Origin of the sequence: Bacillus cereus group sp. N12 (genome assembly GCF_016483575.1) — a bacterium.
GTDB lineage: Bacteria > Bacillota > Bacilli > Bacillales > Bacillaceae_G > Bacillus_A > Bacillus_A toyonensis.
Genome location: NZ_JAEHBO010000066.1, coordinates 17770 through 30415, shown reverse-complemented (window position 1 = coordinate 30415; position 12646 = coordinate 17770). Strand labels below are relative to the sequence as shown.

Sequence of the window (12646 nt, the reverse complement as noted above, 5' to 3'; positions counted from 1 at the left end):
CGATGAAAGGAACCGGGTTAGTTGTATGAGCTGTCATAGGCCCGCCATCAGCAGTTAACTCCTGATCAGCATTACCATGGTCAGCAGTAATAAGTGCTACACCATCTTTTGCAAGAATCGCTTCTACAACTTTTCCTAAACATTCGTCAGTTGCTTCTACTGCTTTAATTGTTGGTTCCATCATCCCAGAATGGCCAACCATATCACAGTTCGCAAAGTTAAGAATGATAACATCATGTTTATCATTTTCGATTTCATTTACTAAAGCGTCCGTTACTTCGTAAATGCTCATTTCAGGTTTCAAATCATACGTTGCAACCTTTGGTGAGTTAATTAAGATACGCTCTTCTCCTGGGAATTCAGCCTCACGACCACCGCTAAAGAAGAATGTAACGTGCGGATACTTTTCAGTTTCCGCGATGCGAAGTTGCTTTAATCCCGCTTGCGCAACAACTTCACCTAAAGTGTTATCAAGGTTCATTGGCTTAAATGCCACGTAACCATCTACAGTTTCACTGAAGTGTGTCATACAAACGAATTCAGGAATGTGAGGTACTTTTTCACCACGATCGAACTCACGGAAGTCTTCGTTTGTAAATACACGAGCAATTTGAATTGCACGGTCTGGACGGAAGTTATAGAAAATAACTGCATCATCATCATTGATTGTTGCAACTGGCGTGTTATCTTCGTTAACAATTACAGACGGCAATACGAATTCATCATAGATACCGTTCGCATAAGAGTCTTCTACACACTCTTCTGCTGATTTATAAGTAGGGCCTTCACCATTCACCATAGCACTGTAACATTTTTCTACGCGATCCCAACGCTTGTCACGGTCCATGGAGTAATAACGACCAGAGATAGTCGCGAATTGTCCTACACCTGTTTCTTTAATTACTTCATTTGTTGCATCGATATAACCTTTTGCTGTTTGTGGTCCAACATCGCGGCCATCTAAGAACGCATGGATATAAACTTTCTCCACGCCTTCTTTTGCTGCTAAGCGAAGAAGAGCAAACATATGGTTCATGTGACTGTGCACACCACCGTCAGAAAGTAAACCGAATAAATGAAGAGCAGTACCTTTTTCTTTCACGCTTTTAATTGCATTTTGGAATGTTTCGTTCTGATCGAACTCACCTTCACGAATTGCAACGTTTACGCGTGTTAAGCTTTGGTATACGATGCGGCCAGCACCGATATTTAAGTGACCAACCTCAGAGTTACCCATTTGACCTTCTGGAAGACCTACTTCCTCACCACAAGCTGTAAGCGTTGTATGAGGGAATTTGTTCCAGTAACCATCAAAATTAGGTTTCTTAGCTTGTGCTACAGCATTCCCATGAGTTTCTTCACGAAGTCCGAAACCGTCAAGAATGATTAAAGCTGTTGGCTTTCTCATTTTACCGCCCCCAGAAGACCTAAGAACGAAGCAGGCTCTAAGCTAGCACCGCCAACTAAAGCGCCGTCGATGTCAGATTGTGCCATATACTCTTTAATGTTTTCTGGTTTTACGCTACCGCCGTATTGAATACGAACAGCTTCTGCAGCTTCTGGAGAAACAGCTTCTGCAACAACTTTACGGATGTGCGCACATACTTCGTTTGCATCTGCAGAAGAAGATGATTTACCTGTACCGATAGCCCAGATTGGCTCATAAGCGATAACAGTTGCTTTAACTTGCTCTTCTGTTAAACCTGCAAGTGCTTTTGTCACTTGACCTGCTACTAGATCAAATGTTTTTCCGCTTTCGCGCTCTTCTAAAGTCTCACCACAACATACGATTGGTGTTAAACCATGTTCAAATGCTGCAAGAGTCTTTTTGTTTACTGATTCGTCTGTTTCAGCAAACATTTCACGACGCTCAGAGTGGCCAAGTACTACGTAGCCTACTTTTAAGTCGCTAAGTGCTACTGGGCTAATTTCGCCAGTGAATGCACCATTTTTTTCGAAGTGCATGTTTTGTGCACCTACTTGTAAGTCCGTTCCTTCAGTTGCCGCTACTAAGCGCTCTAAGAATAGAGCTGGAGAGCAAACTACTGCATCAACAGCTGAAGCTGCTGGGATTTGACCTTTAACTTCCTCTACGAAGCTAACTGCTTCAGATAGAGTTTTATTCATTTTCCAGTTACCTGCGATAATTGGTTTACGCATGCTTTGCACCGTCCTTTTTCTTTGGCTGCTACTTATTTGTCGTTAAGACAAACTACACCTGGAAGCTCTTTACCTTCCATGAATTCTAATGACGCACCGCCGCCAGTAGAAATGTGGCTCATTTTATCAGCCATACCGAATTTTTCAACAGCTGCTGCAGAGTCACCACCGCCGATAACAGAGTATGTATCTTCTGCATCTGCTAATGCTTGTCCTACTGCTTTTGTACCTTCTGCGAATGGAGTCATTTCGAATACACCCATTGGTCCATTCCATACAACAAGCTTAGAGTTTTTAATTACATCTGCATAAATTTCACGTGTTTTAGGACCGATGTCCACGCCTTCCCATGTAGAAGGAATAGAGTCGATACCAACGATTTGAGTTGTTGCAGTTTCAGAGAATTCCTCTGTGATTACAACATCAACTGGCATGTAGAAGTTTACGCCTTTTTCTTTTGCAAGTTGCATAAATTCTTTAGCTAGTTCAATCTTGTCGTCTTCACATAGAGATAGACCAATTTCATGACCTAAAGCTTTAACGAATGTGTAAGCAAGTCCGCCACCGATGATTAAGTTATCTACTTTGTCTAATAGATGACGAATTACACCGATTTTATCTTTTACTTTCGCACCACCAATGATAGCTGTGAATGGACGTTCTGGGTTAGAAAGTGCTTTACCAAGTACATCTAACTCTTTTTCCATTAATAAACCAGATACTGCTGGTAGGTAGTCTGCGATTCCTGCTGTAGAAGCGTGAGCACGGTGAGCTGCACCGAATGCATCGTTTACGAAGATGTCAGCAAGAGCTGCAAATTCTTTCGCAAGTTCTGCATCGTTCTTTTCTTCGCCCGCATAGAAACGTACGTTTTCAAGAACTAATACGTCGCCTTCGTTCATTGCTGCAACCATTTCTTGTGCAACTGGTCCGAATGCTTCGTCTGCTTTTTTAACATCTTTACCAAGAAGCTCGCCTAAACGTGCTGCTACTGGAGTAAGACGTAATTCTTCTACTGCTTGACCTTTTGGACGGCCTAAGTGGCTTGCTAAAATAACTTTCGCACCTTGCTCTACTAAATATTGAATTGTAGGAAGAGCTGCACGGATACGAGTTTCATCTGTAATTTTGCCTTCTTTCATAGGTACGTTGAAATCAACGCGGCAAAATACACGCTTACCTTTTAAATCTACGTCACGAATTGATTTTTTGTTCATTGGATTTCCCTCCGACTACTAGTTAGGATTGACAAAACCCATTCAAAAGCTTAACACATTTGCTTCTAAAACGAAAGAAGAGAGAGAGGGAACAAACCCTCTCCCTCGTTTTGTCATTGATTGCTTATATACTTAAGAATTAAAGACCTTTAGAAGTCATGTATGCAGCTAGGTCTACTACGCGGTTAGAGTAACCAGTTTCGTTATCGTACCAAGAAAGTACTTTAACCATGTTACCTTCCATTACCATTGTAGATAATGCATCGATTGTAGAAGAAGCTGTACATCCGTTATAGTCGATAGATACTAATGGCTCTTCGCTGTATCCAAGGATACCTTTTAATTCGCCTTCAGCTGCTGCTTTGAATGCTGCGTTTACATCTTCAACTGTTACTTCTTTGTCAAGTTCAACAACTAAGTCAACAAGAGAAACGTTAGCAGTTGGAACACGTACAGCGCCACCATTTAATTTACCTTTAAGTTCTGGTAATACTAATGCTACAGCTTTAGCAGCACCAGTAGATGTTGGGATCATGTTTTCAGCTGCTGCACGAGCACGACGTAAATCTTTGTGTGGTAAGTCTAAGATTTGTTGGTCGTTAGTGTAAGAGTGAATTGTTGTCATCATTCCGCGTTTTACGCCGAATTTTTCGTTTAATACTTTAGCGAATGGAGCTAGACAGTTTGTAGTACAAGAAGCGTTAGATACTACATTGTGGTTAGCTGCATCGTATTGTTCGTGGTTAACACCCATAACTACAGTGATATCTTCGTCAGAAGCTGGAGCTGAGATGATAACTTTCTTAACTGATCCACCTAAGTGTTTCTCAGCGTCTGATTTTTTAGTGAAACGGCCAGTAGATTCTACTACTACTTCTACTCCGTAGTCGCTCCATGGTAATTGAGCTGGGTCACGCTCAGCGATAACTTTAATTTCTTTACCGTTAACAACGATGCTGTTTTCGTTAGCAGATACTTCTGCATTTAAAGTTCCGTGAACTGTGTCATATTTTAAAAGGTGAGCTAATGTTTTAGCATCTGTTAAGTCGTTGATTGCTACTACTTCTACCTCAGAGTTGTTAAGAGCTGCGCGGAATACGTTACGTCCGATACGTCCAAATCCATTAATACCAATTTTAGTCATTTGAATTTCCTCCTTGGGGGATTATATTAAAGGGTAATACCCTTTGTTAATTGTTTTGCTGCACCTTCATCTGTAATTAGAATTGAAGTGTGCCCTTGCTTTATTACAGCCTGTATTGCCTTTGCCTTTGAAGAACCTCCAGCGACTGCAACAACGTGAGATACATTTTGTAAATCTTCAAGTTGCATACCAACTGTTCTTACTTTATGAACAACATTTCCTTGTTCATTAAAGTAGTAACCGAAAGCTTCGCCAACTGCTTCGTTTGCTTGAATCTTTAACCAATCTGCTTCCGAAGTACTTCTGCGACGTGCCATTGTTAACGCATCACCGATTCCATGAATGACGATATTGGAAGATCGAATCAACTCAAGAACTTCTTTCACGGAGGGCTCTGTCACAATAGACGCATATGCTTCGCTACTAACATGGTCTGGAACATACAATAAGCGATAATTACTCATCGTATTTTGCGCCATCTTGGCACAAATGGTATTGGCTTCTAATTCAACACCTTCTCCAATTCCACCACGTGCTGGGACAAACAGCATATGTAAATCTTTGCAATCAAGTTGCATCATGTCCGCAGCAGCAGCTAGCGTAGTTCCTCCAGCCACAGCAACGATATTATTCGCTGTCAGACGGTCTTTTATACAAGTCACACAAGCACGGCCCATCTCCAGTTTGACCCACGGCGATTCATCACTATCACCAGGGACAACGAAAACTTCATCCAAGTCTAATGTTTCCTTAAGTTGCTTTTCTAAAACCTTTAACCCGGAAATTTCTTTCATAAAGTCTTCCAAAGCAAGAACTAAAGCTGTTCCTTCTTCTGTCAAAGTCATTCCAGAAGAAGCGACGTGAACTAAGTTTTGTTCTTTCAAAACTTGAACTTCACTTCGCAATACTCGTTCTGTCATACCGAGACTTGCTGATAAGTTTCTTCTTCCAATCGGCTGCATGAGCCTAATGTATTGAAGAATTTGCATTCTCGTTTGCATAACAGGTAGCAGATCAGGTAATAATTTTTTTGTGTTCTGAATCCATGAGCGCATATCTTTTCTCCTCACTACATTGGTTCATTTTTCCCTTGTGGTCATTTTTCGTCCCGCAGTGACATTTTGTGTCCCACATAGGTTAAAAAAATAATCCCTGCTACGTGTATTATTGTAACAGGAGATAGAAACTTATTCAACTCTTAACTGCATTCTTTATATAGTTTATTATGACACCTTTGTGAATGTTACCATATTCTACTTGTTTTCCGCCTATTTCTACAACCGGAATCATTAAATGATATTTTTCTAAAAGGTCATTATCTTCATATATATCTATTTCCTCGATTTGAAAAGAATATTCACATTGTACTTCTTGTAAAACTTGTTTCGCCTGCACGCAAAGACCACAATCTACTTTTGTATATAGTACAACTTTCATCTTCTTCACCTATCCGATCGTTTTTCGTAATGATGAAGCTGGGATATGCATTTGTTCTCTATACTTCGCCACTGTTCTTCGAGAAATAACAATTTCATGCTCTTCTTCTAATAATTTTGAAATCTTTTGATCTGAGAGTGGCTTTTTCTTGTTCTCTGCTTCCACAAGCGTTTGAATAAACTGTTTCACTCGCTTCGTTGAAACTGCCTCATCCTCTGTCGTCGAAACTGCATTACTAAAGAACGATTTCATCTCAAATAAACCGTGTGGTGTTTGCACATACTTATTTCTTGTTGCACGACTAATCGTAGACTCATGCACACTTAACTCTTCCGCCACCTCTTTTAAAGCGAGTGGCTTCAAATACGCTGGACCTTCCCAAAAGAAATCACGTTGTTTTTCCATAATAATCGTCATCACTTGCAGAAGTGTTTGTTTTCTCTGTTTCAAACTGCGCATAATCCATTGCACATGCTGATACTTTTCTGAAACGTAAGATGCTACTTCACTTTCACTATTATTAAGAAGTGCACTGTACTCAGAGTGAATTTCAATTCTCGGCATATTTCTCTCATTCATCTGTAAAACGAGGCGATCGCCTTCTTTTTTCACTGCCATGTCAGGCACAATATACAGTGGTTTATCCGAAGAATACGCAAGGCCTGGTTTCGGCTGCAATGATGTAATACAGTTCACCGCCGATTGTAATTCTTCATTACTACACTTCAGCACATGAACGAGCTTTCGCCAATCCTTCTTCACGAAATAAGCAAAGTGCTCCTCTACAATATCTTCCGCTAATCCATCTCTTCTTTGTAAGCGCTTCAATTGTAAAATTAGACATTCCTGAATATTACGTGCCCCTACCCCTGCCGGCTCAAGTGATTGGACAATCTCTACAGAGCGATCGACTACATGAAGCGGTGCAGAAAGGAGATCTGCTAACTCTTCATTCGTTTCTTGTAAATACCCATTTCCATCCATGTTCATAATAATGAAAGAAGCTACTTTTCGCTCTTCTTCTTCTATTTTATAATACTGTATTTGATTTAATAAATGTTGCTGAATCGTCATGGAATCCACACTGTAGATTTCCATCTGATTCTCGACTTGTTTGCTGGTACTTTTACTTTTGTTAGAGCTCTTCTTCTTCTCCCTCTCAAAACCACCTAACTCAATAAGGGGATTCTCTAACGATTGCTCATACAAAAACTCCGATAATTCTTGTACATTATACTGAAGCATTGTAATCGCTTGCCTTAACTCTTGTGTCATTGCCAAACGTAAGCTTTGTTCTTGTAAAAGACTTGCCTTCAAACTAATCTCCCCCTTGTTTCTATTGTACAATAAGTTTGGTAAAAGGAGAATCCTATCGCAGACACCCATTCCAAAATATTATTAATTTATATGTATTAATGAGATTTACAACTTACAACCGAAATTTGAATAATATTGAAAGAAAATAATAGTGCACAAAAATTAGAACCACATACTAATAGTAAATCTTATCACTAGATATAACAATAGGGAAATAAAAAAGAAGATAGAATAAAACTCTATCTTCTCGTGTATAAAACAATAAAATTTCATAGAAAACAACAAATCTTTAACTATAAATATTGAAAGAACTAAATTTATAACGTAAAATTTTCCATTATATACAACAATTAGAACGGGAGATGAATCATGCAAAAAACACTTCGAAGTATACCTTCATTAGGAGTTAACCTGGCATCATGTATCATTCTGCTAATCATGTGTTGGAGTATCTTTCAACAACAAGATTTGGCATTTAGTCCTTTTATCATCTTTGGGATATGTACTTTCATCATTTTCATATATGCCCTCGTTTTCTTAACAAGAAATATAAGCACAAAAAAATACGTCTATACGATAAGCATCGTTTATCTACTGATATCTATCATAATTATTAAATTAGTCCCTTCGTCTCCAATTTCTGATTTTCAGTACATGTTGGATGGAGCTAAAGAATTAGCCGCTGGCAACATGAAAGCCATTAAGGATAATCAGTACTTCTTTTGGAATACTACTCAGTTGGGCTTTACAATTTACGAGGCACTTGTTCTTACATTAACCTCACATAGTTACTTTGCCTTACAGTTCTTGAATATTGTGTATACATTGCTAACAGGTTTAGCTATTTTTTACATAGCTAAACACCGATTAAACAATGAAACCTTCGGGCGATTTGGTTTCATTTTATACGTAACATCTATTAACTTATTTTTACTAGTCCCTGTGCTCACAAATCAGCATCTTTCTATGATGTTGTTTTCTTGGGGAACGTATCACCTATTAGCACGCGATGGAAATAAAAATTACATAAATATGGTTTTTGGTGGTCTGCTATTCGCTTTAGGAAATATTATTTATCCTATTGGGATCCTATTTTTAATAGCTGCCGGGCTTTTCCTTTTATTCTTTCACAGCAATATTTTAAAAAGGAATTTCATTTCTTCTATAACATTTATTTCTACATACTTAGTTATCTTATATACTTTAGCCTATATTCCTGTAATGCTTAATATTTCACATAACCCAATAACCAATGCGGATTCTGGCTGGAAATTTGTTATAGGCTTGAATAAAGAATCTAACGGCCAATATTCCTTAGAGGACTTCGCTAAATTAAGACAAAGTATTGTCGATTTTGATATAGAGGAACATAATCGAATTCAAAAACAATTAATTAAAGAAAGAACCGAAAATTTAACCGACCTTATCCCTCTTATGAACAAAAAAAATATTATTATGTGGGGTAGTCCAACAGATTCTTATGCATATATCCCTATAAATGATATCGCCAGAAATACTATCAACGATGTTTCATTTATAAAACTAGACTTTATACACTATGTATCGATTATGTTGCTGAGCATGGGTTCTGTCTTTATTTTTCTTTTCAGTTCTCCATTTAAAAATTTAAACATGAAGTATTTTCAAATTCTGATTATTGGTGCTTTTCTCATTTACTTAGTGACTGAAGTTCAAATTCGTTATCGCTATTTCTTCTTCCCGATCTTCATTATACTTGCAGCCTTTACTTTGCAATATATAATGAATTTATCATTATTTAAAATGAATAAAGCGCAAGCTGGTTCAACGGCATCCACTGATTCATAACCCTTACTAATCTGGTATTTACAGGACAAACAATACAATTATGAATAAAAAAATCCCTAACTTACAACGATGTAAGTTAGGGATTTTTAACGCGCCCAGAGGGATTCGAACCCCCGGCAGACGTGGTACCGGAAACCACCGCTCTATCCGACTGAGCTATGGGCGCATGATTATAAAATATACTTCATTTTCTCTTCATAATAATAGCAATAAAAACCATTTAAATCAATAAAAACTCTTTGATAACACATTGTACGTACGCTTTTTCCTGCATAAAAACGCCCCCTAATTTCTACATTTAGGAGGCAATTCTTAACCATCTTATTTATCTAGTTTCTTTTTAATCCCTTTTGGAATTTCATTTGGCTGTACTTCTTGGTATGTTTCAATATATTCACCTTTTATTTTAACCTTTACATATGCCCCTTCTCTAAGTCCACGCGGCGCATAAAACTTAACATCTCTTTCTTCACCCGAAGCGGATTAACCAGTAAATTTATAGTCTCCAGCTACCTCTCCAACTGTGGATAATCGGCCGGATTCTTTCGCTTTTACATATACAAAGTCTTCTTTCACAAGCGGATTATATCTATCAATCACCTCATTATGAGAAAAGCTTGCCACACCAATAACTAATATAAAAATTCCAATTAAACCCATTTCCCTCTCCTTAATATATCCTTTTAACTTGCTTTACATTCTTTATTCTAGGAGAAAAAGTTTTTCCACTATCGCTTACCCTTACATATTCATTACAAAATTGTAATCTACACGTGTAATACACCTAAATTTTCCAATCATAAATTCACCTCAACTCACAAATTATAATCTTTGAATTGATATTCCAAAGGGGGCTTCATTCAATGACTGTAATTACAAAACTAAAGCAAACTGTTTCTGGATTAAAAAGTGCACAAGCTAGCTTAGAGGGATTCGCTCTTGATACGGATAACCAACAAGCAAAGCAACTTTTCCAAACAGCTGCAGAGCAAACGCAAACTATTATTGATTCTTTAAACCCACGCGTTGAAGAAGTCCAACAAGAAGAACCACAATATTCACAGCAATAACCGAAAGTACCATTTCATCTAATGGTACACAATGTGAGAAAAAGGGTGATATGCAATCATCCTTTTTCTCGCATTACATAATGCAATAGAAATGGAATGATTATAATGCGAAAACTTGGAATCATAACCGCGTTATTTATGCTGCTATTCGGTTCACTTACCGGATGTGATAATAGCCCGTTAGATAAAAAGGTAAAGAAAGAAGAAGCGAAGCGAACAGATGAGAAAAAAGGTCCTAAATTAACAAAAATGAGTACAGAATCCTTTAATCAATCTATATCGCAAGACGCTAAGAAAAAAGCTCTTGGTATCGAAGGAATTATAGAAGCTACCGCAGTTAATACAAATTTAGATCTTTACATAGCCATCAAACCTGAACATCACGAAAGATTTGGTTTAAAACCTTTACGAAGTAAATTAAAAAAGAAACTAAGTGATGAAAATCCTACTTTCGATATTCGTGTAAGTACAGACAAAAAGATCTTTATGCTCATAGAAGAACTTGAAAACAAAATTAAGAAAAAGAAAGTAAGTAACGACGGCATCAAAAAACAATTGAAACTCATTCAATCAGAAATGGGATCTAATATTTAAGCTTTCTAATAGAGAAGGAAGGATTCAAATGTCTAGTAAAGATAAAAACTTAACACCTGTACAACAAGAATATAAAAAATTCGAACAACAGCGCGAACCAAAACGCCCCGTTTTAAAAAATTGTATAAAAGCTTTTTTCGTCGGCGGATTCATTTGTCTAATAGGCCAACTGATTTCTACCTTTTATATTACGTATTTTGATTTCACTGAACGCTCTGCCGGGAACCCTACCGTTGCAACTCTTATTTTTATCTCCATGCTACTTACGGGATTTGGCGTCTACGATCGCCTTGGACAATTTGCTGGTGCTGGTACCGCAGTTCCCGTTACTGGATTTGGTAACTCTGTTATTGCCGCATGTATTGAACACCGTACAGAAGGATTCGTTCTTGGCGTTGGTGGTAACATGTTTAAACTAGCAGGATCAGTCATCTTATTTGGCGTATTTTCCGCTTTCGTCATCGCACTTATTAAAACGATTCTCGTTCAATGGGGAGGGTTATAAATGTTACAAGGACACCGAACATGGGTATTCGAAAACAAACCAGTTATTATTTCAACAGGTGTAATCGGTGGCCCCTTTGAGGCAAAGGGGAAAATCCCTGAAGACTTCGATACCCTTCATGAAGATTTATGGCTCGGACAAGATTCCTACGAAAAAGCACATAAAATTTTGTTTGAAGAAGCTTGTAGCCGTGCTACAGAAAAAGCGAGACTTAGGAAAGATGATATTCAATTCGTTCTCGCTGGAGATTTAATTAACCAAATTACGCCTACTAGCTTTGCATGCCGCACACTTGGCACACCTTATCTCGGATTATTTGGTGCTTGCTCTACTTCTATGGAAGGTTTAGCGCTCGGTGCAAGTATCGTAAATGCAAAAGGCGCAAAATATTTATTAACTGGAGCTTCAAGCCATAACGCTGCTGTGGAAAAACAATTTCGTTATCCAACTGAATATGGTGGTCAAAAACCTCCTACGGCCCAGTGGACAGTAACTGGTGCGGGCGCAGCTATTTTAAGCGATACAGGACATGGCCCAAGAGTAACTTCCGCCACAATTGGGCGCATTGTTGATATGGGATTAACTGATCCATTTAATATGGGAGGTGCAATGGCCCCTGCTGCTGTCGATACAATTGAAGCTCATTTAAGAGAAAGAAATCTTGATGCATCTCACTATGATTTAATCGTAACAGGAGACCTCGGACATGTTGGACGCGAAATTGCTTATGACTTACTACATAAACATGGGACAAAAGTAACGAGTGAACAATTTCAAGACTGCGGACTACTCATTTATAGAGAAGGTCAACCTGTAATAGCCGGCGGAAGTGGTCCAGGCTGTTCAGCGACAGTCGTATACGGTCACTTATTAAACCGAATGAAAAGAGGAGAATTCAAAAAAATACTTGTCGTTGCGACAGGCGCTTTACTATCTCCACTTACATTCCAACAAGAAGAAACGATTCCGTGTATCGCCCACGCCGTTTCGATTGAATTTGGAGGTGCAACGCAATGATTTTCTTCTGGGCTTTTGTAATCGGTGGACTTATATGTGTAATTGGACAACTTATGTTTGATGTTGGCAAACTAACACCAGCTCATACAATGGCAACACTCGTTGTTGCTGGAGCTATATTAGACGGATTCAATTTGTATGAACCACTAATTGATTTCGCCGGGGCTGGGGCAACTGTACCTATTACAAGCTTTGGAAACGCCCTCGTTCACGGCGCGATGGAAGAAGCTGCAAAACATGGAATCGTCGGCGTAATTACTGGTATGTTTAAAGTAACGAGCGCAGGTGTATCAGCAGCGATTATTTTCGGCTTCATTGGAGCATTACTATTTAAACCGAAAGGATAAGAGGTGTTTGC

At 38.5% G+C, this 12646-nt stretch carries 14 protein-coding genes, 1 tRNA gene and 1 pseudogene; 6 read left to right on the top strand and 10 right to left on the bottom strand.

Annotated features, from left to right (window positions below):
- The 7 genes from gpmI to rpoN all read right to left on the bottom strand — a co-directional run.
- Positions 1–1408: 2,3-bisphosphoglycerate-independent phosphoglycerate mutase (gene gpmI, locus JDS92_RS23135; RefSeq protein ID WP_199632566.1), on the bottom strand; the 1408-nt coding region annotated here is incomplete at its 3' end.
- Positions 1405–2160, bottom strand: a complete 756-nt coding sequence (gene tpiA, locus JDS92_RS23130; protein ID WP_001231042.1) for a triose-phosphate isomerase — start codon at positions 2158–2160, stop codon at positions 1405–1407. The genes tpiA and gpmI, both read right to left, overlap by 4 nt.
- A 32-nt stretch (positions 2161–2192) precedes the next feature.
- A complete protein-coding gene (locus JDS92_RS23125) occupies positions 2193–3377 on the bottom strand; it encodes a phosphoglycerate kinase (RefSeq protein WP_001036333.1) in 1185 nt (394 codons plus the stop codon).
- A 139-nt stretch (positions 3378–3516) separates the two neighbouring features.
- A complete protein-coding gene (gene gap / locus JDS92_RS23120; RefSeq protein WP_000161234.1) occupies positions 3517–4521 on the bottom strand; it encodes a type I glyceraldehyde-3-phosphate dehydrogenase in 1005 nt (334 codons plus the stop codon).
- 26 nt (positions 4522–4547) lie between these two features.
- The gene (gene cggR, locus JDS92_RS23115) at positions 4548–5576 is read right to left on the bottom strand and encodes a gapA transcriptional regulator CggR (RefSeq protein ID WP_001258184.1); all 1029 of its coding nucleotides are present in this window, start codon (positions 5574–5576) and stop codon (positions 4548–4550) included.
- Between the two features lie 136 nt (positions 5577–5712).
- Positions 5713–5958: a glutaredoxin family protein gene (locus tag JDS92_RS23110; protein WP_000869744.1), complete on the bottom strand. Its 246-nt coding sequence runs from the start codon at positions 5956–5958 to the stop codon at positions 5713–5715.
- Between the two features lie 9 nt (positions 5959–5967).
- Positions 5968–7275 (bottom strand): RNA polymerase factor sigma-54, encoded by a 1308-nt coding sequence (rpoN, locus tag JDS92_RS23105; RefSeq protein WP_000647945.1) that lies wholly within the window; start codon positions 7273–7275, stop codon positions 5968–5970.
- Between the two features lie 369 nt (positions 7276–7644).
- Here rpoN and JDS92_RS23100 point away from each other — a divergent pair, with 369 nt between their 5' ends.
- Positions 7645–9102 (top strand): glycosyltransferase family 39 protein, encoded by a 1458-nt coding sequence (locus tag JDS92_RS23100; protein WP_098711564.1) that lies wholly within the window; start codon positions 7645–7647, stop codon positions 9100–9102.
- A gap of 90 nt (positions 9103–9192) precedes the next feature.
- On the opposite strand, the gene JDS92_RS23095 is transcribed toward JDS92_RS23100, so the two are convergent.
- The 3 genes and pseudogenes from JDS92_RS23095 to JDS92_RS31035 all read right to left on the bottom strand — a co-directional run bounded on the left by JDS92_RS23095 (position 9193) and on the right by JDS92_RS31035 (position 9762).
- Positions 9193–9268: transfer RNA gene (locus JDS92_RS23095), tRNA-Arg, on the bottom strand.
- Between the two features lie 155 nt (positions 9269–9423).
- A pseudogene (locus tag JDS92_RS31040) lies at positions 9424–9570 on the bottom strand (YxeA family protein); the annotation flags it as partial.
- Between the two features lie 15 nt (positions 9571–9585).
- Positions 9586–9762 (bottom strand): hypothetical protein, encoded by a 177-nt coding sequence (locus tag JDS92_RS31035; protein WP_000522888.1) that lies wholly within the window; start codon positions 9760–9762, stop codon positions 9586–9588.
- Positions 9763–9965: 203 nt separating this feature from the next.
- Here JDS92_RS31035 and JDS92_RS23085 point away from each other — a divergent pair, with 203 nt between their 5' ends.
- The 5 genes from JDS92_RS23085 to spoVAE all read left to right on the top strand — a co-directional run bounded on the left by JDS92_RS23085 (position 9966) and on the right by spoVAE (position 12635).
- Complete coding sequence (locus JDS92_RS23085; protein ID WP_000216160.1) at positions 9966–10172, top strand: DUF1657 domain-containing protein; 207 nt, start codon at positions 9966–9968, stop codon at positions 10170–10172.
- Between the two features lie 105 nt (positions 10173–10277).
- Positions 10278–10766: a YhcN/YlaJ family sporulation lipoprotein gene (locus JDS92_RS23080; protein ID WP_098099555.1), complete on the top strand. Its 489-nt coding sequence runs from the start codon at positions 10278–10280 to the stop codon at positions 10764–10766.
- A 28-nt stretch (positions 10767–10794) separates the two neighbouring features.
- Positions 10795–11271, top strand: a complete 477-nt coding sequence (gene spoVAC / locus JDS92_RS23075; protein WP_000095411.1) for a stage V sporulation protein AC — start codon at positions 10795–10797, stop codon at positions 11269–11271.
- A complete protein-coding gene (gene spoVAD / locus JDS92_RS23070; RefSeq protein ID WP_000938948.1) occupies positions 11272–12288 on the top strand; it encodes a stage V sporulation protein AD in 1017 nt (338 codons plus the stop codon).
- A complete protein-coding gene (spoVAE, locus tag JDS92_RS23065; protein ID WP_000575919.1) occupies positions 12285–12635 on the top strand; it encodes a stage V sporulation protein AE in 351 nt (116 codons plus the stop codon). The genes spoVAD and spoVAE overlap by 4 nt, the downstream gene beginning before the upstream one ends.
- Positions 12636–12646 lie beyond the last annotated feature (11 nt).